The following is a 21180-nucleotide window of genomic DNA, read 5'->3' as shown; positions in this document are numbered from 1 at the left end:
CCCACCTGAAGGAGGACACCGTGCCGGAAGAAGAAGAATTCACCATGCCGGTCAGCAGGACCGACGATCTCGGTGCCCCGCCCGAACGGACCCAGGACCGGAAGTCCAGCTTCTCGGTGCGTCGGCCGTACCAGGCGGAAAAGGCACCGGACGCGCTCATCGAGCAGGGGGACCCATCGAAGCCGCCCCCCGCCTCAGGGCGTTCCTCGGGCGCCGACGAGCCTTGAGGCCCGGAAGGGGTCATCACGATGTTGCAGTACGTGAACAGCTGTCCCTTCCCCGTGTCGGTGGCCATCATGCGTTACACGCCCAACTGCGTGGACGGAGGCGACTGGACGAAGGAAGGCTGGTGGAACATTCCCCCGGGGGAGTCCCGGATTCCCTTCGGCGGCAACCTGGGCAGTGTTTACCCGTGGTGGTGCGACTACATCACGGGAAACGGCCAGGTGTGGCCGGGCTCGGGAATCTACAGGTACTTGACGTTGAGAAGGTTCAAGTGGTGCGAGTGGACCAGCAGTAGCGACGCCTTCCAAGCGAACATGTACCTGTTCAACGTCGACGGCAACGCCGACAAGACGTGGAACATCGTTCCCTGAGAAGGGCCTTCCCGGGAAAACCCGGGGACCCAGTCACAACAAGTGCCCGTCGTGACACACCGCGCACCGGGCCCGGCGGGGCGGGAGACCGACGCCCCGGCGCCCGGTGAGCGGTGAGTGGTGGGCGGTGGTACGAGGCGGCCCGGGGTGCGGGAGAGGCGCGTCGGGCCGCAGCGCTGTCCCGTGGGGACGGGAACAGGGGGCGCGCCGTCATGGGGGGGGCGCCGTCATGGGGAGGCGGGGCCACGAAGGCCCGACTGCGAAGGCGGGGTGACGAAAGCGGGGTGACTGGGGCCGGGTCACGAGGCGGGGTCACGGGGGCCGGGTCACGAGGGTGGGGTGACGTGGCGCAGGCCGAAGAAGTACGTCGCGACGAACCCCTCCGCGTACCCGGCGAAGAGGCCCGCCGCGTAGGCGCCGACCGTGGCGAGGGGGCCGCCCGGCCCGTCCAGCAGGGGGAACAGCGCCCAGCCCGACGGGCCGATCGCCGTCGAGCCGACCTTGTCGCCCCACATCCCGAACAGGCCGACCACTCCCCCGCCGACCGCCCCGCCCACGCACGCCGTCACGAACGGGCGGCCCAGCGGCAGCGTCACCCCGTAGATGAGCGGTTCGCCCACGCCCAGCAGCCCGGCGGGCAGCGCGGACCGGATCGTCCGGCGCAGTTCCTCGGCGCGGCGGAGCCGCACGTACACGGCGAGCGCCGCACCCACCTGCCCGGCGCCCGCCATGGCGAGGACCGGGAGGAGGACCGTGTACCCCTGCTGCTCGATGAGGGTGGCGTGCAGCGGGATCAGCGCCTGGTGCAGGCCCAGCATGACGAGCGGCAGGAACAGCCCGCCGAGGGCGAACCCGGCCGCCGCGCCGCCGTGGGAGAGGAGCCCGTCGACGGCGGTGCCGACCGCCGACGCGACCTTCCCGGCCGCGTACATCAGCCCGTACACCGTCGCCAGGCCCGCGACGAGGACGGTCAGGGTGGGTGTGAGGAGGACGTCCAGGGCCTCGGGGACGCGGCGGCGGCACCACTGCTCGACGCGCGTCGCGAGGAACGCCGCCGCGAGCGCGCCCAGCACGCCGCCCTGGCCGGGTGACAACTGCTGCCCGAACACCTCGATCCGGGCGACGCCCGCGTAGACGACGATCGCGGCGACGGCACCGCCCAGGATCGGGGTGCCGCCGAACTCCTGCGCCGTGTTGTAGCCGACGAAGACGGCGATCAGCGCCATGAAGCCGGACGCGATCGCGGTGAGGGCGGGGGTGAGGGACGGCAGGGCGCCGAGGTTGGTGAGGAGGCCGCCCAGGCCGGCGATGACGCCGCAGCCGATCAGGGCGGGGATGAGGGGGACGAAGACGTTCGCGACGCGGCGCAGGAGGCGGCGTACGGGCCGCGCGTCCCCGGCGGCCACCGGCCCCCCGGGGCCGGTGGGGCCGGCAGGGCCGGCGGGGCCGGCAGGGCCGGCAGGGCCGGCAGGGCCGGCAGGGCCGGCAGGGCCGGCAGGGCCGGCAGGGCCGGCAGGGCCGGCAGGGCCTCCCTGGGCGGCGGGGACGGCTGGGCCTCCCGGGGCGGCGGGGTCGGCTGGGGCGGCGGCGCCCGGGGCGGCGGTGCTCGGGACGGCCAGGTCCGGGGCGGCGGCAGGAGCGGGGGCGGGAGCGGGGGCGGCGGCAGGAGCGGGGGCGGCGGCGGGAGCGGGGGCGGTGGCGTTCGCCTCGGCGACCAGGGCCTGGAACTCCGGGGTGACCCGCGCCACCCTCCCCGGGCCCAACACGATCTGGTACGTCTCCCCGTCCTCCACCACGCCCAGCACCGCCGGGTGGGCGCGCAGTTCCGCGTCGCGCACGAGGGCGCGGTCGCGCAGGGCGAGGCGCAGGCGGGTCATGCAGTGGGTGACGGAGGTGACGTTGGCGGCGCCGCCGACGAGCGGCAGCAGCGCGGCGGCCGTGGAGCGGTGGTTCGACGGGCGGGGGTCTTCGGTCGTCGTCATGTGGGGGGCCTCGCGTGCGGGGGTGCGTCAGGGGGACGCCGCTGCCAGCGCGGCGCGCAGATGACCGTGGTGCTCCGCGAGGAGGCGCGCGGCGGCCGGGGCGTCCACCCCGCCCAGCAGGACGAGGATGGCGTGCTTCACCTCGCCGCCCGTCGCCTCCAGGGCCCGCGCTATCTCCTCGTCCGCGGCGCCCGTGGCCTGCGCGACGATGCGGTGGGAGCGGGCCCGCAGCTTGGCGTTGGTGGCCCGCACGTCGACCATCAGGTTCCCGTACGTCTTGCCGAGGCGGATCATCGTGATCGTCGAGATCATGTTGAGGACGAGCTTCTGCGCCGTACCGGACTTCAGCCGCGTCGAGCCGGTGAGGAACTCGGGCCCGACGACCACCTCGATCGCGTGGTCGGCGGCGGCCGCGAGGGCGCTGCCCGTGTTGCAGGCGAGGCCGACGGTGAGGGCTCCCACGTCGCGCGCGTACACGACGGCGCCCACCGCGTACGGGGTGCGGCCGGACGCGGACACGCCGACGACCGTGTCGTCCGGGGTGAGGTCGAGGGCCTTGAGGTCCTCGTGGGCGAGGGCCTCCGAGTCCTCCGCGCCCTCCACGGACCGTACGAGCGCGTCGGGGCCGCCCGCGATGAGGCCGACGACCTGCGACGGGTCGGCGTTGAAGGTGGGCGGGCACTCGCTGGCGTCCAGCACGCCGAGCCGCCCGGCGGTGCCCGCGCCCGCGTAGACGAGGCGCCCGCCGCGCGCCATGCGGGGCGCGATGGCGTCGACGGCGGCGGCGATCCGGGGCAGTTGCGCGGCGACCGCGTCGGGGACGGCCCGGTCCCCGGCGTTCATGGCGCGGGCGATGTCGAGGGTGGGCCGCATGTCGACGTCCGCGAGGTCGGGGCGGAACTCCTCGGTGGTGAGGGCGTCGAGCTGGGTGCGGAGTGCGGCGGGGTCCCGGGCGGGGTCGTTCATGGCGCGGCTCTCTCGGTGCTCAGCGGGTTCGACGGGGGCTCGGCGGGTTCGGACGGGGGCTCAGCGGGAGGTCGTGCGCTGGCGCGGCGCCCTGCGGTGGGCGAGCGCCTCGTACGACGCGGACAGGGCGGGCGCGGCCGTCGCGTACGTACGCTGGGTGACCCCGGTGAACAGGCAGTCCACGACGAGGAGCTGGCTCGTCCGGGACGACATGGCGGCCGGGCGCAGCTCGCTCTCGCGGGCGGTGGACGTGGTCAGGACGTGGTCGGCGTACTGGGCGACCGGCCCGTCCGGGCGGCCGGTGATGGCGACGGTCGTGGCGCCGCGTTCGAAGGCGACGCGGAGCGGTTCGATGACGTCGGCGGTGGCGCCCGAGTGGGTGATGGCCACGGCCACGTCGCCGGAGCGGAGCTGCACGGCGCCGGTGACGGCGACGTGCGGATCGCTGTGGGCGTGCGCGACCAGCCCTATGCGGAGCAGCTTCTGCGCCAGGTCCTGGGCGACGAGGCCGGAGGCGCCGATGCCGTACACGTCGGTGCGGCGGGCGTCGGCGAGGGCCGTGACGGCGGCGGCGAGCTGCGCGGTGTCGAGCGCGGCGGCCGTGTCGGCGAGGGTCTGCTGCTCGTCGCGGGCGAGCTTGGCGACGACGGCCTCGATCGGGTCGTCGACGGCGATGTCGGAGGTGACCGACGGGGAGCGGCCGGAGGTCCGCTGGGCGGCCAGCCCGGCGAGGGCGAGCCGCAGGTCGCGGTAGCCGGGGTAGCCGAGGACGCGGGCCGTGCGGACGACGGTCGCCTCGCTGGTGCCCGTCCGCTCGGCGAGGCCGGTGACGGTGAGGGCGGCGCAGCCCGCCGGGTCGGAGGCGACGACCTCGGCGACGCGCTGCATGGACCGCGTCATGGACGGGGCGAGGGTGCGCACCCTCGCGGCGAGCGGGTCGGGAGCGGCGCCGCCCGCCGTCGTCACCGCGCCACCGGTGAAAGTTTCCTTCAGGTACTCGGTCACGCCTGAAACGTATTTTCAGCGATGGTGACCGTCAACCCCGCACGTCAGAATGGCCGTATGAACATGCTGGACCCCGTGGAGCAGGCGCTGCACGCCGCACGCGCGCTGGTCCTCGCCGATCTGTCCGCCCGGGACGTCGCCGAGGCGGAGATCGTGTCGCTGGTGGAGGACGCGGTCGCGGGGCGCCGGTGGTGGGTCGAGCAGTGGCCGGAGGGCCTCCCGTACGTCGCCGGGCTGATCGCGCAGGACGTGCAGGACGCGCTGCTGGAGCGGTACGGGCGCTGGCCGCTGTGCCCGGTCTGCGACTCGGGCGCCCCGCACGCCCTGGACGTGGAGCCGGAGCTCGGCCCGGACCCGCACTGGGTGTGCGGGCGGGCCGGTGTGGTGGTCGCCCCGGTCGGCGGCCTGACGTGACGCTGTACATCGACCCGCCGAACTGGCCGGGCCACGGCCGCATGTGGTCCCACCTGATCAGCGACGCGTCGTTCGAGGAGCTGCACGCGGCAGCCGCCGCGCTCGGCTGCCCGCCGCGCGCCTTCGACGGCGACCACTACGACATCCCGTCCGACCGGTACGCGGACGCCGTGGCGGCGGGCGCCGTGGAGATCGGGTCGAAGGAGCTGGTGCGGCGCCTCACCGCGGCCGGGCTGCGCCGCCCCAAACGACGTCCGGCTCCTTCCGCGTGACGCCGCAGGCCGGGGCGGCGGCCCTGCCGGCCCGACCGATCCCGTCGACGGGGGCGGTGCCCTCGGCGGCCGGGACGGTGGTCCTGTCGGCCGGGGCGGTGGTCGCCGGTCCCGGCCCGGCCCCGTCGGCGGGGGCGGTGACCCCGTCAGCCGGGGTGGTGGCCGCTGGTCCCGGCCGGGACGGTGAACCCGCCGACCGGGGCGGTGACCGCCGCTCCCGGCCGGGACGGTGGCCCCGTCAGCCGGAGTGGTGGCCGCCGGTACCGGCCGGGGTGGTGGCCGCCGGTCCGCCCGACGCCGACACCGACGCCGACGCCGACGCGCCCATGACGACGCGGCTGGGCGTACGGCCCTCCCGGCGGTGCAGCCGCAGCGCCACGGCGACCGCGGCGAGCGCGACCAGCGTCATCGCGGCGCCCGCCCACGCGGTCGCCGGGAAGCCGAGGCCCGCGTCGATGACGGTCCCGCCGAGCCACGGCCCACCCGTGTTGCCCAGGTTGAACGCGGCCGTCGTCGTGGCGCCCGCGAGGGTCGGGGCGGCCCCGGCCACGTTGAACATCCGGGCGTTCAGGGCGGGCGCCGTGTAGAACGCGGACACGCCCAGCAGGAACGACAGGGCGACCGCCGCGACCGGGCTGCCCGCGAACAGCGCCAGCGCGGCGAGCAGCACCGTCGACGCGGCGATGCCGCTGAGCAGCACGCCGAACAGGTGCGCGTCCGCGACCCGCCCGCCGATCGTCGTCCCGACCAGCGCGCCGACCCCGAACAGGCCGAGCACGGTCGGCACCCAGCCGGAGTCCAGCCCGGCCACGTCGGTGAGCAGCGGAGCCAGGTACGAGAACGCGCAGAACACGCCGCCCGCCGCGAGCGCGGTGACGACGACGGCGAGCCACACCTGCCGGTCCCGGTAGATGCCCAGCTCCCGCCGGAGCGCGGGCTTCTCCTCGGGCAGCGGGATGTGCGGGATCCGGGTCACCACGCCGACCAGGGCGACGGCGGACGCCGCGCCGACCGCCCAGAACGCCGAGCGCCAGCCCAGTTGCTCGCCGAGGAACGCGCCCGCCGGGACGCCCAGCACGTTCGCGATGGACAGGCCGCCGATCATCACGGCCATCGCGCGGGCCCGCGCGCCCGGCTGGACCATCGCGATGGCGACGGCCGCGCCGAGGGCCCAGAACCCGGCGCACGCCAGGGCGCTGACCACGCGGGACGCGAACAGCACCTCGTACGACGGCGCGAGGGCGCCCGCGACCTGGCCGAGGCCGAACGTGGTGATCAGCGCGACGAGCGTCGTCTTGCGGGGCAGCCGCAGCGTCGCCACGGCGAGGAGGGGCGCGCCGATCACCATGCCGATGGCGAAGGCCGATATCAGCAGCCCGGCCTGCGGGATCGACACGTCCATGTCGTCCGCGATGGGCGGCAGCAGCCCGGACAGCATGAACTCGCTGGTGCCGAGCGCGAAGACGGACAGGCCGAGGATGTACACGGCCAGCGGCATGCGGGCCGGGGACGGGGCGGTGGGGGACGGGGGCGTAGCGGAGTGATCAAGGTTGGGCGGCATGCTGGGTGAGAACACCACCCGGGCGATCTAGATTCCCAGCCGCTCCAGCTCGGCGGCGAGGTTGCGGCGCGCGGCGCCCTCCCAGCGCTCGGCGCCGTACGGGGTGCGGAACAGCCTCGGCAGGGCGAGGAGCTGCCGCAGGACGGCGGCGCGGCCCTCGCGGAACGCGTCGTCGGGCACGAACCCGTACTCCTCGCGCACGGCCGCCGCGTACGCCCCGTACGCCTCCGGGGGCCCGGCCAGCACCGCCAGGTCGGCGTCGCACAGCACCTCCCCGTCCCGGTCGCCGGGCGCCGGGTCGTGGGTGACGGTGAGCCGGACCAGCCGGGCGACCTCCGCCGTGCGCACCGGGTCCACGTCCAGCTCCGGCAGCGCCCGCTCGGCGAGCCGGGCGCTGCGCTCCTCGTTCGTGTCGCGGTCGGGCAGGTAGACCGCGTCGTGGAACCAGGCGGCGAGCCGTACGGCGGCGAGGTCGTCGGCGTGGCCGGCGAGGTCGTCGACGCGGCGCAGGACGGCGAGGAGGTGGTCGGTGGTGTGGTAGCGCCGCTGGGGTTCGGCCCAGCGGCGCAGGAGGTCGTCGGCGTACCGGTCGACGTACGGATCGGCCGGGTGGTCCTGGCCGGAGGGGCGGGTCGGGTCGACCGGGTGGTCCGGGGCGGGCGGGATGGCCGGGTCGACCGGGCGGTCCGGGATGGCCGGGGCGGACGAGTCGAACAGGACGGACGGGGCGGACGGGTGGTCCGGGGCGGGTCGGCCGCCGTCCTCGGCGGGGCGTCCGCCCCGGGCCAGGCGGACGGTCTCCGCCCAGCGGCGGCGCAGCTCGTCGTGGGCGGGGTGCGGGGGCGGGAGGACGGCCATGGGCCCCATTCTGCCGGTGCCGCACTGTCCCGGGCGGCGCTGTACCGGTGGTCGCCGCACTGGTGGCCGTACTGCGCCGTGGCCGCGCCGCACCGCCCCGTGGCCGCCCCGGGACCGTGCCGCACCGCACCGCCCTGGGACCGCGCCGTCCCGTGGCCGCGCCGCCCCGTGGCCGCCCCCGGACCGCATCGCCCTGGGACCGCACCGCCCCGGGCGGCCACGTGCCCGCCCCGCCGGGTCACGCGCCCGCCCCGCCGGGTCACGCGCCGGTCCCGCCGGGCCGTGCCTCCCGGGCCGCCCGTCCCGCCGGGTGGTTACGCGGCGGCCTTGAAGCCCCGCAGCCGCAGGCTGTTGCCGACGACGAACACCGACGAGAAGGCCATGGCCGCGCCCGCGATCATCGGGTTCAGGAACCCCGCCGCCGCCAGCGGCAGGGCCGCCACGTTGTAGGCGAACGCCCAGAACAGGTTCCCCTTGATCGTGGCGAGGGTCCGCCGCGACAGCCGGATCGCGTCGGCCGCGGCGCGCAGGTCGCCCCGTACGAGCGTCAGGTCGCCCGCCTCGATCGCCGCGTCCGTCCCGGTGCCCATCGCGAGCCCCAGGTCGGCCTGGGCGAGGGCCGCCGCGTCGTTGACGCCGTCGCCGACCATGGCGACGCTGCGGCCCTCGGCCTGGAGGCGCTTGACGACGGCCACCTTGTCCTCGGGCATGACCTCCGCGACGACGTGCTCGGGGTCGATGCCGACCTCGGCGGCCACGGCCCGCGCGACGGCCTCGTTGTCGCCGGTGAGCAGCACCGGCGTGAGGCCCAGGGCGCGCAGCCGGCGGACGGCCTCCGCGCTAGTATCCTTCACGGCGTCCGCGACCTCCAGCACCGCGCGGGCCTCGCCGTCCCAGGCGACGGCGATGGCGGTGCGGCCGGCGGCCTCGGCGGCGTCCTTCGCGGCGGCGAGCGGCGCGGGCAGGGCGATGGACCACTCGGCGAGCAGCCTCTCGCGCCCGACGAGGACGGCGTGCCCGTCGACGACGCCCTGGACGCCGAGGCCGGGGACGTTCGTGAAGTCCTCGGGTACGGCCAGGTCGCCCACCTTGTCGGCGGCGCCGGCGGCGACGGCGCGGGCGATGGGGTGCTCGGAGGCGTTCTCCAGGGCACCGGCGAGGCGCAGGACCTCCGCCTCGTCCGCCGTCTCGGCGGTGTGCACGGCGAGGAGGGTCATGCGGCCGGTGGTGACGGTGCCGGTCTTGTCGAGGACGACCGTGTCGGCCTTGCGGGTGTTCTCCAGGACCTCGGGGCCCTTGATGAGGACGCCGAGCTGGGCGCCCCGGCCCGTACCGACCATGAGGGCGGTGGGCGTGGCGAGGCCGAGGGCGCACGGGCAGGCGATGATCAGGACGGCGACGGCGGCGGTGAACGCGGCGGTCATCCCGGCGCCGGACAGCAGCCAGCCGACGAGCGTGGCCAGGGCCAGGACGATGACGACGGGGACGAAGACGGCGGAGATCCGGTCCGCGAGCCGCTGCGCCGCCGCCTTGCCGTTCTGGGCGTCTTCGACGAGCTTCGCCATGCGGGCGAGCTGGGTGTCGGCGCCGACGCGGGTGGCCTCGACGACGAGGCGGCCCCCGGCGTTGAGGGTGGCCCCGGTGACAAAGTCGCCCACCGCGACCTCGACGGGCACGGACTCGCCGGTCAGCATGGACGCGTCGACGGCGGAGGTGCCCTCCACGACGGTGCCGTCCGTGGCGATCTTCTCGCCGGGCCGTACGAGGAACCGGTCGCCGACCCGCAGCCGGGCGGTGGGCACGCGCACCTCGCGGCCGTCGCGCAGCACGGTGACCTCCTTGGCGCCCAGCTCCATGAGCGCCCGCAGCGCGGCGCCCGCCTTCCGCTTGGAGCGGGCCTCGAAGTACCGGCCGGCGAGGATGAAGGTGGTGACGCCGGCGGCGGCCTCCAGGTAGATGTTGGCGCTGCCGTCGCCGCGGGCGATGGTCAGCTCGAACGGGTGCCGCATGCCGTGCATGCCGGCCGTGCCGAAGAACAGCGCCCACAGGGACCACAGGAACGCGGCGGCCGTACCGACCGAGATCAGCGTGTCCATGGTCGCGGCGCCGTGCCGGAGGTTCGTCCAGGCCGCGCGGTGGAAGGGCCAGCCCGCGTAGACGACCACGGGCGCGGCGAGGGCGAGGGAGAGCCACTGCCAGTTGTCGAACTGGAGCGGCGGGATCATCGCCATGGCGACGACGGGGACGGACAGCACGAGGGCGGTGAGGAGCCGCTGCCGCAGGTCGAGCAGCTCGTGGCCGTCCCCGCCGTCCCCGCCGCTCCCGGCCCCCTCCTCCGCCGCCTCCGCCTTCGGGGCGGGCGGCCGGGCGGTGTAGCCGGTGGCCTCGACGGTGGCGACGAGGTCCTGGACGGACACGTCGGCACCCCGGTAGGTGACCTTCGCCTTCTCGGTGGCGTAGTTGACGGTGGCCTCGACCCCGTCCATGCGGTTGAGCTTCTTCTCGATGCGCGCGGCGCAGGAGGCGCAGGTCATACCTCCGATGGCGAGCTCCACCACGTCGGTGCCGGGGGCGGTCGCGGGACCACTCATCTCATCCTCCAATACCCATGGGGGGTATACCAGGAACCCCAGTGTATACCCCCCTCGGGTAAACGAGGGACCCCCATTGACGCCCTCCAAGCATTAGCATTGGACTAGACCTGTAAACAGCCGCCCGTCGAGATTGGGGTCCGATGAACAACCGTGCACTCCTGGAGGTGATCGCCCTCGACGCGGAGGACGCGATCGCGGCCCAGGCCGGAGGAGCGGACCGCCTGGAGCTGGTCGCCGACATGGCCGCCGACGGGCTCACCCCGCCCCGCGAGACGTACGCCCGCATCCGCGCCGCCGTGGACATCCCGCTCCGCGTGATGCTGCGGCTCGCCGACGGCTTCGCGGCGGGCGACGTGGACGCGCTGGTGCGGGTGGCCGGGGAACTGCGCTCCGAGGGCGCCGACGAGTTCGTGCTCGGCTTCCTCGACGCGGACGGCCACCCCGACCTCGCGGCGCTGGAGCGGGTCGTCGCGGAGCTGGACGGCTGCCGGTGGACGTTCCACCGCGCCATCGACCACTGCGCCGACCGGGACGCCCTGCGCAAGCAGCTCGCGGACTTCCCCGGCCTCGACACGTACCTGACGGCCGGCTCGGCCGCCGGGGTCGACACGGGCCTGCCCGTCCTGGCGGCGGAGGCGGCCCGGCAGGGCGAGACCGGGTACGGCTCCCGGCTCCTGGTCGGCGGCGGCCTGCGCCTCGACCACGTGCCGGCCCTGCTGGCGGTGGGCGTGGACGCCTTCCACATCGGCGGCGCGGCCCGCCCGGCGGGCTGGGCGTCCCCCGTGGCGTGGGGCGCGGTCAGCGCGTGGCGGCGCACCCTGGACGGCGAGGCGGCGACTGTCGGTGCCGGGGTCTAGCCTCCCGGCATGACTGCCTCAGCGGACTTCCTCCACACCACCCGGGCGGGTTACGACGCGGTGGCCGCCGACTACGTCGACCATCCGCGCGGCGAACCGGCGGCCGTACGGCTCGAACGCGCCATGCTCAGCGTGTTCGCGCAGTACGCCCTGCCCGGGCGGCCCGTCGCCGACGTGGGCTGCGGCACCGGCTGGGCCACCGCGCGACTGGCGGAGCTGGGCCTGGACGCGTACGGCATCGACCTGTCGCCCGGCATGCTCGCCGTGGCCCGCCGCGACCATCCGGGGCTGCGGTTCGAGGAGGGCACGATGACGGCGCTCGACGTGCCGGACGGGTCGCTGGGCGGGCTGGTCGCCTGGTACTCCCTGATCCACGTGCCGCGCGACCGCGTGCCCGGCGTCCTGGCGGAGTTCCACCGCGTCCTGGCCCCGGGCGCCCCGCTGCTGCTGGCGTTCCAGGTGGGCGAGGACGTCCTCCACCTCGACGAGGCGCTGGGCCACCGGGTCTCCCTGGACTTCCACCGCTGGACCCCCGGGGCCCTGGCCCCGCTCCTGGAGGCCGCGTCCCTCCCGCTCCACGCCCACCTGCACCGCGAGCCCGACCCGCACGAACGCACCCCCCACGCCCACCTCCTGGCCCGGAAACCCGCGTAGGCGCCGACGGCCCCGGCCCGAAGGCGCCGGGCCGCCGACGGCGGGGGCGGGGGCCGGAGGCCGGGGAAGGCTGCCGGTACCGACCGGACAGCGAAGGCCGCCGTACGCTCCGGCCGGACGGTGAAGGGGCGGTGTCCGTGGTGGCCGGCGGTACCGACCCGGCACTCCGCAACGGTCCTTCGCGGCCTCGGACCCCCTCCCACCCGCGGTGGACGACGAAGTGGGGCCAGGATCACCCTGGCCCCACTCCTCGGTGCGGACGCGTCACTGGACGGGCGCGTCACTGGACAGGTGCGTCACTAGAACTGTGCGAAGAACCTCCAGATCTCCGCCTTGGTCCAGGTCGTGACGCCGCTCTCGCCGGAGGAGCCGTCGACCGGACCGGGGATGTGGCCCCCGTCGAACGCGGCCCACTGGACCGGGTAGCCGGCGCGGCAGCCCGAGTAGGTGGTGGTGATGTGCGTCCGGCTGCCCGGCGCGGGCTCGCGCGGGCTCTGGGGGGTGCAGCCGTTGTTGCTGACGAACTTGTCGCGCAGGGACCGTCCTTGCGCGATGGTGAGGACGGAGTCGCTGATGCCGTGGATTCCGAAGTAGGCGACGGGCTGGGTGCCGCCGCTGCACCCGCTGATCAGGCCGCCCGAGATGACCGCGACGGCCCTGAAGACGTTCGGCCGGGCGCAGGCGAGCGCGTAGCTCATGCCGCCGCCCCAGCTGAAGCCCGTGGCGAAACGCTGGGCCGGGTTGACGCAGAGGGAGCCCTCGATCCGCCGGATCATGTCGTCGACGAAGGTGACGTCCTCACCGCCCGTGTTGGCCCAGCCGTTGCCGAGGCCCTGGGGGGCGACGAGGATCGCGGTGTTGTTCGACTGCTCCTGCTGGCCGTAGTAGGCCCAGGCCCTCCCGCTCGCTCCGCCCGAGGCGACGTCGGTGGCGGTTCCGCCCCGCCAGTGGAACGCGAAGATCAGCCGGTAGGGGCGGCTGCTGTCGTAGTTGTCGGGAACCCTGAGGATGAAGCTGCGGCTCTTGCCGCCGCTCTGGATCGTGTGCGTACCGCTCGTCAGGGTGGGGGCGCTGCCGCATCCGCCGGCGCCACCGGACGACAGTTTGATCATCTGCCATTGCTGGTTGGCGCCGCCCCAGTCGGTGTACTGGACGACGTTGCCGCCGTCGGCGGTGGAGCCGCCCTGCACCTCCACCGCCTTGCCGCTGTTGCGGTTGATCAGCCGGACGTGGCCCGCGTCGGAGTCGGCCAGGCGGAACTGCTGGTTGGCCCCGTTGCCGTCGGCCCACTGCTGGATCGCGGCGCCGTCGGCGGTCGAGGCGCCGGACACGTCGAGGACCTTGTCCGAATGCCGGGCCTTGAGGCGGTAGAAGCCGCCGCCGGAGTCCACGAACTGCCACTGCTGGTTGGTCCGGTCGTTGCGCGTCCACTGGTTGACCCGCGCGCCGTCGGTGGTGGACGCGCCGGAGACGTCCAGCGCCTTGCCGCTGTTGCGGTTGACCAGGACGTACCAGGCGTTGGTGTCCACCGCCGCGGCCTCGGCGGGCGCCGTCACCGCCTGGGCTGACCCCGTCATCGTCGCGGCGAGCATGCCGGTCGCGAGGGCCGCCGCCACCACGGCGGTGATCCGGGACCACCAGCGGTGTCGTGCCGGAGGGGCGGGGGGAGCCGCACCGTGGGTCCTCATCGATTCGCTCCTTCGTCCGTGGCGTTCCCCATCAGGCGCGGGTCCAGCGCTGGTTGCTGGTGTTCCAGCAGGAGTAGAGCTGGATCAGGGTGCCGTTGGCGGTGCCGCCCGCGACGGCGTCGAGGCAGAGGCCGGACTGGACGCCGACGATGGACCCGTCGGAGGCGAGGCGCCACTTCTGGTTGTCGCCGCCCCAGCAGCTGTAGATCTGGACCTTGGCGCCGTTGCCGGTGCCGGCGGCGTCCAGGCACTTGTTGCCGTAGACCCTGAGCTCGCCGGCGGCGGTGTGCGTCCACTGCTGGTTGGTGCCGCTGTGGCAGTCCCACAGTTGGAGCTGGGTGCCGTCGGTGGTGCTGGCGTTGGGCACGTCCAGGCAGCGGCCCGAACCGACGCTCTTGATCGTTCCGGACTCCGTGGGGGGCGGCGTGGTGGAGCCGCCGTTGAGCGCGTTGAGGACGGCCGTGTAGGCGGGCTTCTTGCTGCCGTCGCCGTTGAACAGCAGGGGCGAGTGCTCCGGCCGCCAGGAGTCGGTGTCGCGCACGCCCCAGACGGTGATGCCGAGGCAGCGCGGGACGGCCAGGCAGTCGTTGACCACGTTGGCGTAGGTCGTGGACGGGGCGCCCTGGATGTCGAGCTCGGTGATGGCCACGTCGACGCCGAGGGCGGCGAAGTTCTGCAGGGTGGTGCGGAAGTTGCTGTCGTAGGGGCTGCCGCTGTTGAAGTGCGACTGGAAGCCGACGCAGTCGATCGGCACGCCGCGCTGCTTGAAGTCCCGGACCATGGCGTACATGGCCTGGGTCTTGGCCCAGTTCCAGTTCTCGACGTTGTAGTCGTTGTAGCAGAGCTTGGCGGCCGGGTCGGCGGCGCGCGCGGTGCGGAAGGCGACCTCGATCCAGTCGTTGCCGGTGCGCTGGAGGTTGGAGTCGCGCCGGGCCCCCGAACTGCCGTCGGCGAACGCCTCGTTCACGACGTCCCACTGGGCGATCTTGCCCTTGTAGTGGGCCATCACGCCCTTGATGTGGTCGATCATCGCCTGGCGCAGCGTGCTGCCGCTGAGGCTCTGCATCCAGCCGGGCTGCTGGGAGTGCCAGGCCAGGGTGTGGCCGCGCACCTGCTTGCCGTTCTGCACCGCCCAGTTGTAGACGCGGTCGGCGGCGGTGAAGTTGAACTGGCCCCGCTGGGGTTCGGTGGCGTCGATCTTCATCTCGTTCTCGGCCGTCACCGAGTTGAACTCGCGGTTCGCGATCGTCGCGTACGTCGAGTCGCCCAGCCTGCCCGAGGCGATGGCGGTGCCGAAGTAACGACCGCTCTGCGCCGCCGCGGCGCCGAGCGTGCTCTCGGCGGCGTGCGCCGTCGGCGGCGCGACCAGCGCGCCGGTCGCACCGAGGACGCCTGCGACCAACGCCACCAGCAGACCGCGGAACTTCCGGCGGACGGCGGGCGGGGGAATGGCGTACGAGCCCATGGCTGTGCCTCCAGGGTAGAAATCACGGAAGGACTGAAGTGCGGCGGAACGCGTCGTCCGCTCCCGCTCGGCAGGCGGACGAGGCGGGCCGAGATCCGGAGATCGCGGGATCACCGGACGTCGTGGTCGTGACACCGGGACGGTCCCGACCTGTGCGGACGGCACCCGGGCGGCCTCCGGGTGACGTATGGGGCGCCCCGGAGCGAAGGAGTACCGGAGCGAAGGAGTACCGGAGCGGCAGGTCGCCGCCGGACCGTCCGGCGGCCACGCCGACGCCCCCGGGCCCTACCCGCCTCCGCGGGGCAGGCCCGGCGGAAGAGGTCCGGCCGGCGGACGGCCGCGCCCGGTTGACGGACGGCTGCGCCCGGCCGGCGGACGGCCGTGCCCGGTTGACGGACGGCCGCGCCCGGGCGCAGCCCACCCCCGCCGCTCCCGGCCGGCCGCCACCGCGACCGGACGACGAACGCCACGGGATCCGAGAGGCAGAGCTGGACGACCACGGCCGTACACACCGGACGCGGGGAGGCGGCGTCGTTTCGACAGGGGCATGGGGGTACTCACATCGCGGCTCGGCCGGGGGACCGCCACGTGGCGCCGCCCGCCCCTCCGACTGTGCGAAGAGTCAGGATGCGCTAGTGCGAACCTCACCGGAACGGAAACGGGATGGTGCGGGTGCTGCGGTACGCGGATCTGTCGTGCAGCACAGATCACTTGAGGCCGATATTGTTCGAAAGCTCGAACTGTGACCGGCGTCTCAGACAGGCATGATTGAGGCGTTGACGGTGGACCGTCAATACTCCCCGCAGAAGAAGTTTCCGTTTCCATCCCGAAAATTTTTCGGTATCCCGGCGAGTCGCACGGGGCCCACCGGACCCCAGCACCGCCGTCGACGGAGGCCGCAGGACCGGGGCCCGAGCGAGTGCGCCCACCACGGGTGGAGGCCGCAGGATCGGGCTCCGGACGGAAGACCCGGCCGGCGCGGCGATGGACTCGCGCGGCCCCGAGGCGACGGGGGCCGTGTTCCGGCCGCCGCGCGAGACGGAGTCCCGGCCGGGGCCGGACGCCGCTCACCCAGCTCCCCTCCTCCGCACGGACGCCCTGGACCGGCAGGCCGTACCGCAAACTTCCGGATGATTTCCGGTCGGGAGGAGAGCGCGTCAAGCCCGCAGGGCAGGGTCTGTTTACGGACAGATCAGCGACAGGTCTTGACCGGGAGGCCCCGCATTCCTAGCTTGTGGCGTCAAAGAATCCGAGACGTTCCCGTACGCCACCCGCGTGCCGACCCGTGTGCCGACCTCCGTGCCCACCGAAGAGGGCACCGTTCACCGAAGAGGGCGTCACCGCCCACCTGCGCGACGGCCTGACCGCCGTGACCACGCCCTCCCCCGCCGCTTCCGGCCGCCACCTGCTCGACACCGCCGCCCGCGCGTCACCGTCCGCGCATCCGCCGTCCGCGCGTCCACCGTCTACCGTCCGCGCATCCGCCCGTCCGTACGCCACCCGCCCGTACGCCACCCGTACGTCACCCGTGCGTCCGCCGCCGGGCTCGCACCGAAGGCCGTACGCGAAGCCGACTTCCGGCGCCGCCCCAAGCGAGTCGCTTACCGTCACGGGACAGGCACCGGCGACACGGGAGGGACAACATGAGCGGTACGGGCGACTGGGTCAGCACGTCGATGCCGTATCTCGCGCCGCGCGCGAAGGGGCAGGGCGACGCCTGGGCCGAGGAGGCCGCCGCCCACGGCCGCAGGGGCACCCAGCGCATCGTCTTCGCCGGGGAGCTCCCGGCCGGGGAAGAGGTCGCCGCGTTGCTCGGGCTGACTGCCGGCGAGCCCGTGGTCGTACGCCGCCGGATCATCGAACTCGACGGTGAGCCGTGCGAGTTGACCGACACGTACTACCCCGTTGACATCGCGCGCGGCACTCCCCTCGCCGGTACGGCGAAGATCCGCGGCGGTGCCGTGACCCTGCTCGCCGCACTGGGCCACGCCGGCGTGCGCGTCCGCGAGGACGTCACCGCCCGACTGGCGACCGACGAGGAGTGCGACCTCCTCGAACTGTCTCCCGGCCAGCCGGTGTTGCGCCTGGCACGGCAGACCCTCGACGCCCGGGACCGCCCCGTCCAGGCAGACCTGATGACCATGCCCGCCCACCGGCAGAGGCTCCGCTACGAGATGAGGATCGGATGACCGCACGCGCCGGCGGGGCCGGGCCCCGCGACCACCGCCAGAGCCGCGTCCCCGAGATCGGCACGTACGGCGAACCGGTCGGCCGGGCCGGTGGCTTCTTCGAGACGCCCAGGTTGCAGACGGATCGGGCCTGACGTCCTGAGCCCCCGCGAACGCGGGGACACGGGGACGCGGGGACGAGAGCGGTCTGGCCATGCCGCGCCGCGCACCGGCAGGGTCACGAGCGGCGGGCTCGCCAGAACAGGTACGCCGCCGTCGCCAGGGCCGCCGTGCGGAGGGTCCACGGCCAGGTCTCCTGCAGGGCCTGCGTGAGGGCCGGGCCGCCCGGCGGGATCGGCTCCCCCCAGCGGCCGTCCAGGCGTCCCCACAGCCAGACCACCGCGCCCGCCGCCACCGCGCCCGGCAGGCCCAGCACCCCCCACTTCGCCTGGGCCCTGCTGAGGCGGCGCGTCGCGTACGCCAGGAGCCAGCCCGCCGCCAGCGCGATCCACGAGCCGGTGACGGTGCCCAGCACCAGGCACCCCGCCGCGAGCAGCAGGACCGGGTCGCCGAACCGTCGCGCCCGCGTCGCGGAGGGGGTCGGGGCGGGGGCCACCGGGGCGGGGGCCGCCTTCCGCCCGCGGAGGAGCAGCCGGCGTACGCGGCCCCGGCCCGCACCCGACGCCGGGCCCACCGCCGTGCCCGCCGCCTCCGCCGGGCCCGATGCCGTGCCCGCCGCCTCCGCCGCGCCCGGCGCCGCGCCCGACCCGGTCCGTGTCGTCTCCGCCGCCGGCCGGGCCGCGCCCGCCCGGCCCAGCAGGCGGCGCGGGCCCCTCCGCCGCGGGGGCTCCGCGGCCTTCTCCACCGGGTCCTCCGCCGGGTCCTCCGCCGGTTTCGGCGGCTCCAGCAGCTCCGGGACCTCCACCCCGCCCGTGAACCCGGGCACCACGCTCCACCAGTCCGGCTCCGGTCCCTCGTCCGAGCTCCAGGACTCCGAGCTCCGGGGCTCCGAGCTCCGGGGCTCCGAGCTCCGGAACCCCGGTCCCCCGTCCGGCCCTTGGGACTCCGGACCCTGCGACCCCGCGTTCCGGGACTCCGACCCCCACGGCTTCGAACCCCATCGCTTCGAACCCCGTGGCTCCGGCCCCCGGGATCCCGGGCCCCCGGACTCCGGGCCCCGCCCGGTGCGCTGCCCCGGCACCGACAGTCCGCCGCCCTCCACCGCCGCCACGATCGCGTCCGGCGAGCCCAGGCGGGCCAGGATGCGGCGGACCGCGGCCGGGCTGTCCGCGCCCTCGCCGTCCTCCCGCTGCCGGTCGATCTCGTCGCGCAGCGACGCCACCAGGCCCATCCGCGCCTTCGACGGCAACTGCCGCTGCTGCGCCAGGTCCCCGACCCGGCTCAGGTAGTCGAAGACCAGCTGGTCGCTCTCGATCCCCACCGTGCCCTCCCTGCCGCCCGTCGCCCGACCGACGTCCCGACGTCCCGACGTTAGCGCCTACGGCGGGCGGCAGGGGGCTAACGTGGTGCGGATGGCGACCGGTGAGACCGAGCGGGAGGCGTACGTGCCCGAGGACCAAGGCAGTACGGCGGCGCCCCGCACCCTCGCGGAGGCGCTGCGAGCCCGGGGCGACGAAGGGCTGGCCGCGCTGCTGCGGGCCCGCCCCGACCTCCTCGTGCCCGTACCGAACGACCTGACGCAGCTCGCGACGCGGGCCGGCACGCGCGCGTCCGTCGTCCGCGCCCTGGAGCGGCTGGACCGGTTCGCGCTCCAGGCCGCCGAGGCGCTGGCCGTGGCGCCCGACCCGGCGCCGTACCCGGCGCTGCTCCGGCTCATGGCCGGCGACGCCGGCGACCCCGGGGTCGAGGCCGCGCTGCCCGGCGCCGTCGCCGTCCTGCGCGACCAGGCCCTCGTGTGGGGCGGCGACGACCGGCTGCGGCTGGTGCGCACCGCGCGCGAACTGCTCGCCCCCTCCCCGCAGCACCCCTCCCCCACCGGCCTCGGCCCGACCGTCGCCGAGGCCACCGCCGGGATGTCGCCGGGCCGGCTCCAGGAGATCCTCCAGACCGTCGGGCTGCCCACCACGCACGACCCGGTGTCGGCGGTCACCGCGCTGACCGGCCTGTTCACCGACCGGGCCCGGATGGACGCCCTCCTCGACGAGGCCCCCGCGGACGCGCTCGGCGTGCTGGACCGGCTGGTGTGGGGCCCGCCCTACGGCGAGGTGACCGCCAACCCGACCCCGCCCGTGCGCTGGCTCCGCGACCGCGGCCTGCTCCTGCCGACCACCGCCCGCACGGTGGCGCTGCCCCGCGAGGTGGCGCTGCACCTGCGGGCCGGGCGGGCCCACCGGACGCCCGAGCCGGTGCCGCCGGCCGTCGGACCGGCCCGCGAGTACCGCCCGCAGGTGGTGGACAGCACGGCGGCGGGCCAGGCGTACACGGCGCTCTCCACCGCCGAGGAGCTGCTGAAGCAGTGGGACGAGGGCGGCCCCGCCGTCCTGCGCGCCGGCGGCCTGTCCGTCCGCGACCTGAAGCGGACCGCCGTCCTCCTCGACGTGCCGGAGCCGGTCGCCGCGTTCTGGTTGGAACTGCTGTACGCGGCGGGGCTGCTCGCCCCGGACGGCGAGGCCGACGAGCGGTACGCGCCGACCCCCGCGTACGACGAGTGGCTCGACCTGCCGGCCGTCCGCCGCTGGGCCCGCCTCGCCGCCGCCTGGCTCACCGCGACCCGCACGCCCGGCCTGGTCGGCGGGCAGGACTCCAAGGGCCGCACCCTGTCCGCGCTCGGCCCCGACCTGGACCGGGGCGCCGCGCCCGAGGTGCGCCGCCGGGTGCTGGAGCTGCTCGCCGCGCTGCCGCCCGGCGCCGCGCCCGAACCGGACGCCGTACTGGCCCGGCTCCGCTGGGAGCGGCCCCTGCGCGGCGGCGCCGGCACGGACCTGCGCGCCCGCCTCGCCACGTGGACGCTCGACGAGGCCGAGGTGCTCGGCGTCACCGGCCGGGGCGCCCTCTCCGGCCACGGCCGCGCCCTGCTGGAGGGCCCCGGCGAGGAGGCGGCCGTCGCGCTGCTGGCGCCGCTGCTGCCCGAGCCGGTCGACCACGTCCTGCTCCAGGCCGACCTGACCGCCGTCGCCCCCGGCCCGCTGCGCCGCCCGCTCGCCGACGCCCTGGGGGTCCTCGCGGACGTCGAGTCCAAGGGCGGCGCGACCGTGTACCGCTTCACGCCCGCCTCCGTACGCCGCGCGCTCGACGCCGGCCGGTCCGCCGCCGACCTGCACGCCTTCCTCGCGGCACACTCCCGCACGCCCGTGCCGCAGCCCCTGGCGTACCTGATCGACGACGTGGCCCGCCGCCACGGCCACCTCCGGGTCGGCGCCGCCTCCTCGTACGTCCGCTGCGACGACGACGCCGTCCTCGGGGAGATCCTCGCCGACAAGCGGTCCGTCCCCCTGGGCCTGCGCCGCCTCGCCCCGACCGTCCTGGCCGCCCAGGCCGACCCGGCGGCCCTGCTGGAGGGGCTGCGGTCCATGGGGTTCGCGCCGGCCGCCGAGTCCGCCGAGGGCGACGTGCTGATCACCCGCGCCCACGCCCGCCGCACCCCGCCGCGCACCCCGCCCGCCCCCGTACCGGACGGCCCGCCGGTACCCGACGACACGCTGCTCGGGGCGGCCGTCCGCGCCATCCGCGCCGGGGACCTCGCCTCCACCGTCACCCGCAAGGAGCCGGAGACGGCGGCCCCCCGCGTCGACGGCTCCCTGCCGCGCACCTCCGCCGCCGAGACCCTGGCCACCGTCCAGGCCGCCGCGCTCACCAACTCGGCGGTCTGGATCGGGTACGTCAACGCCGACGGCGCCGCCAGCCAGCGCGTCATCGCGCCGGTGCGCGTCGAGGGCGGCTACGTCACCGCGTACGACCACACGGCCGACGAGGTCCGCACGTACCCGCTGCACCGCATCACGGGCGTCGCGGAGCTGGCCGACGAGTGAGGGGGCGGGCCCGGGCGGACGCGAGTGGACGTGGACGGGCCCGGAGGAACTCGGGCGAGCACGAGTGGACCCGGGCGGACACCAGTAGACCTGGGCGGGCGCCCGGCCCCT

General features: G+C 75.3%; 18 protein-coding genes. 9 read left to right on the top strand and 9 right to left on the bottom strand.

Annotated features, from left to right (window positions below; translation table 11 throughout):
* The first annotated feature begins 20 nt into the window (after window positions 1–20).
* The gene (locus RND61_RS08345) at window positions 21–227 is read left to right on the top strand and encodes a hypothetical protein (protein ID WP_315877167.1); all 207 of its coding nucleotides are present in this window, start codon (window positions 21–23) and stop codon (window positions 225–227) included.
* A gap of 21 nt (window positions 228–248) precedes the next feature.
* Complete coding sequence (locus tag RND61_RS08340) at window positions 249–596, top strand: DUF1036 domain-containing protein (RefSeq protein ID WP_315877166.1); 348 nt, start codon at window positions 249–251, stop codon at window positions 594–596.
* 326 nt (window positions 597–922) lie between these two features.
* Here RND61_RS08340 and RND61_RS08335 read toward each other — a convergent pair whose 3' ends face one another.
* From RND61_RS08335 to RND61_RS08325, 3 genes are read right to left on the bottom strand one after another with little or no spacing between them, the layout of a single operon-like run.
* Complete coding sequence (locus RND61_RS08335) at window positions 923–2578, bottom strand: PTS transporter subunit EIIC (RefSeq protein WP_315877165.1); 1656 nt, start codon at window positions 2576–2578, stop codon at window positions 923–925.
* A gap of 27 nt (window positions 2579–2605) precedes the next feature.
* Entirely contained in the window at window positions 2606–3544 is a 939-nt protein-coding gene (murQ, locus tag RND61_RS08330) for an N-acetylmuramic acid 6-phosphate etherase (RefSeq protein ID WP_315877164.1), read from the bottom strand.
* Between the two features lie 60 nt (window positions 3545–3604).
* Window positions 3605–4549 (bottom strand): MurR/RpiR family transcriptional regulator, encoded by a 945-nt coding sequence (locus RND61_RS08325; protein WP_315877163.1) that lies wholly within the window; start codon window positions 4547–4549, stop codon window positions 3605–3607.
* Between the two features lie 57 nt (window positions 4550–4606).
* Here RND61_RS08325 and RND61_RS08320 point away from each other — a divergent pair, with 57 nt between their 5' ends.
* Window positions 4607–4963 (top strand): hypothetical protein, encoded by a 357-nt coding sequence (locus tag RND61_RS08320; protein WP_315877162.1) that lies wholly within the window; start codon window positions 4607–4609, stop codon window positions 4961–4963.
* A complete protein-coding gene (locus RND61_RS08315; RefSeq protein WP_315877161.1) occupies window positions 4960–5235 on the top strand; it encodes a DUF4031 domain-containing protein in 276 nt (91 codons plus the stop codon). Before RND61_RS08320 ends, RND61_RS08315 begins: the two co-directional genes overlap by 4 nt.
* 238 nt (window positions 5236–5473) lie before the next feature.
* On the opposite strand, the gene RND61_RS08310 is transcribed toward RND61_RS08315, so the two are convergent.
* The 3 genes from RND61_RS08310 to RND61_RS08300 all read right to left on the bottom strand — a co-directional run bounded on the left by RND61_RS08310 (window position 5474) and on the right by RND61_RS08300 (window position 10245).
* Window positions 5474–6733: a Cmx/CmrA family chloramphenicol efflux MFS transporter gene (locus tag RND61_RS08310; protein WP_315877160.1), complete on the bottom strand. Its 1260-nt coding sequence runs from the start codon at window positions 6731–6733 to the stop codon at window positions 5474–5476.
* Between the two features lie 90 nt (window positions 6734–6823).
* Window positions 6824–7654, bottom strand: coding sequence for an HD domain-containing protein (locus RND61_RS08305; protein WP_315877159.1), 831 nt, complete (start codon window positions 7652–7654; stop codon window positions 6824–6826).
* Window positions 7655–7968: 314 nt separating this feature from the next.
* Entirely contained in the window at window positions 7969–10245 is a 2277-nt protein-coding gene (locus RND61_RS08300) for a heavy metal translocating P-type ATPase (RefSeq protein ID WP_315877158.1), read from the bottom strand.
* A gap of 143 nt (window positions 10246–10388) precedes the next feature.
* Between RND61_RS08300 and RND61_RS08295 the strand changes: the two genes are divergently transcribed.
* Together RND61_RS08295 and RND61_RS08290 are read left to right on the top strand one after the other, a co-directional pair.
* A complete protein-coding gene (locus RND61_RS08295; RefSeq protein WP_315877157.1) occupies window positions 10389–11105 on the top strand; it encodes a copper homeostasis protein CutC in 717 nt (238 codons plus the stop codon).
* Between the two features lie 9 nt (window positions 11106–11114).
* Window positions 11115–11759 (top strand): class I SAM-dependent methyltransferase, encoded by a 645-nt coding sequence (locus RND61_RS08290; protein ID WP_315877156.1) that lies wholly within the window; start codon window positions 11115–11117, stop codon window positions 11757–11759.
* 299 nt (window positions 11760–12058) lie between these two features.
* Here the strand turns inward: RND61_RS08290 and RND61_RS08285 are convergent, their stop codons facing one another.
* Together RND61_RS08285 and RND61_RS08280 are read right to left on the bottom strand one after the other, a co-directional pair.
* Window positions 12059–13378: an RICIN domain-containing protein gene (locus RND61_RS08285; protein WP_391653109.1), complete on the bottom strand. Its 1320-nt coding sequence runs from the start codon at window positions 13376–13378 to the stop codon at window positions 12059–12061.
* A 100-nt stretch (window positions 13379–13478) separates the two neighbouring features.
* Window positions 13479–14912: an endo-1,4-beta-xylanase gene (locus RND61_RS08280; protein ID WP_315877154.1), complete on the bottom strand. Its 1434-nt coding sequence runs from the start codon at window positions 14910–14912 to the stop codon at window positions 13479–13481.
* A 1643-nt stretch (window positions 14913–16555) separates the two neighbouring features.
* Here RND61_RS08280 and RND61_RS08275 point away from each other — a divergent pair.
* On the top strand, window positions 16556–17101 hold the full coding sequence (locus RND61_RS08275) for a GntR family transcriptional regulator (protein WP_315877153.1): 546 nt from the start codon (window positions 16556–16558) through the stop codon (window positions 17099–17101).
* Complete coding sequence (locus tag RND61_RS08270) at window positions 17098–17235, top strand: hypothetical protein (protein ID WP_315877152.1); 138 nt, start codon at window positions 17098–17100, stop codon at window positions 17233–17235. The genes RND61_RS08275 and RND61_RS08270 overlap by 4 nt, the downstream gene beginning before the upstream one ends.
* Window positions 17236–17318: 83 nt before the next feature.
* Here the strand turns inward: RND61_RS08270 and RND61_RS08265 are convergent, their stop codons facing one another.
* On the bottom strand, window positions 17319–18521 hold the full coding sequence (locus RND61_RS08265; RefSeq protein ID WP_315877151.1) for an HAAS signaling domain-containing protein: 1203 nt from the start codon (window positions 18519–18521) through the stop codon (window positions 17319–17321).
* A 91-nt stretch (window positions 18522–18612) separates the two neighbouring features.
* Between RND61_RS08265 and RND61_RS08260 the strand changes: the two genes are divergently transcribed.
* The gene (locus RND61_RS08260; protein ID WP_315877150.1) at window positions 18613–21069 is read left to right on the top strand and encodes a helicase C-terminal domain-containing protein; all 2457 of its coding nucleotides are present in this window, start codon (window positions 18613–18615) and stop codon (window positions 21067–21069) included.
* The last annotated feature ends 111 nt before the right edge of the window (window positions 21070–21180 follow it).

It is taken from the genome of Streptomyces tamarix (genome assembly GCF_032423885.1).
Taxonomy (GTDB): Bacteria; Actinomycetota; Actinomycetes; order Streptomycetales; family Streptomycetaceae; genus Streptomyces; species Streptomyces tamarix.
The sequence above is the reverse complement of the archived record's forward strand: the minus strand, read 5'-3'. Positions and strand labels throughout refer to the sequence as shown.

Coding starts and splice junctions, on each gene's coding strand:
- RND61_RS08290 (WP_315877156.1), top strand. CDS start 11,115: ATGACTGCCTCAGCGGACTTCCTCCACACCACCCGGGCGGGTTACGAC.
- RND61_RS08300 (WP_315877158.1), bottom strand. CDS start 10,245: ATGAGTGGTCCCGCGACCGCCCCCGGCACCGACGTGGTGGAGCTCGCC.
- RND61_RS08295 (WP_315877157.1), top strand. CDS start 10,389: ATGAACAACCGTGCACTCCTGGAGGTGATCGCCCTCGACGCGGAGGAC.
- RND61_RS08320 (WP_315877162.1), top strand. CDS start 4,607: ATGAACATGCTGGACCCCGTGGAGCAGGCGCTGCACGCCGCACGCGCG.
- RND61_RS08270 (WP_315877152.1), top strand. CDS start 17,098: ATGACCGCACGCGCCGGCGGGGCCGGGCCCCGCGACCACCGCCAGAGC.
- RND61_RS08280 (WP_315877154.1), bottom strand. CDS start 14,912: ATGGGCTCGTACGCCATTCCCCCGCCCGCCGTCCGCCGGAAGTTCCGC.
- RND61_RS08275 (WP_315877153.1), top strand. CDS start 16,556: ATGAGCGGTACGGGCGACTGGGTCAGCACGTCGATGCCGTATCTCGCG.
- RND61_RS08335 (WP_315877165.1), bottom strand. CDS start 2,578: ATGACGACGACCGAAGACCCCCGCCCGTCGAACCACCGCTCCACGGCC.
- RND61_RS08340 (WP_315877166.1), top strand. CDS start 249: ATGTTGCAGTACGTGAACAGCTGTCCCTTCCCCGTGTCGGTGGCCATC.
- RND61_RS08305 (WP_315877159.1), bottom strand. CDS start 7,654: ATGGCCGTCCTCCCGCCCCCGCACCCCGCCCACGACGAGCTGCGCCGC.
- RND61_RS08260 (WP_315877150.1), top strand. CDS start 18,613: ATGGCGACCGGTGAGACCGAGCGGGAGGCGTACGTGCCCGAGGACCAA.
- murQ (WP_315877164.1), bottom strand. CDS start 3,544: ATGAACGACCCCGCCCGGGACCCCGCCGCACTCCGCACCCAGCTCGAC.
- RND61_RS08310 (WP_315877160.1), bottom strand. CDS start 6,733: ATGCCGCTGGCCGTGTACATCCTCGGCCTGTCCGTCTTCGCGCTCGGC.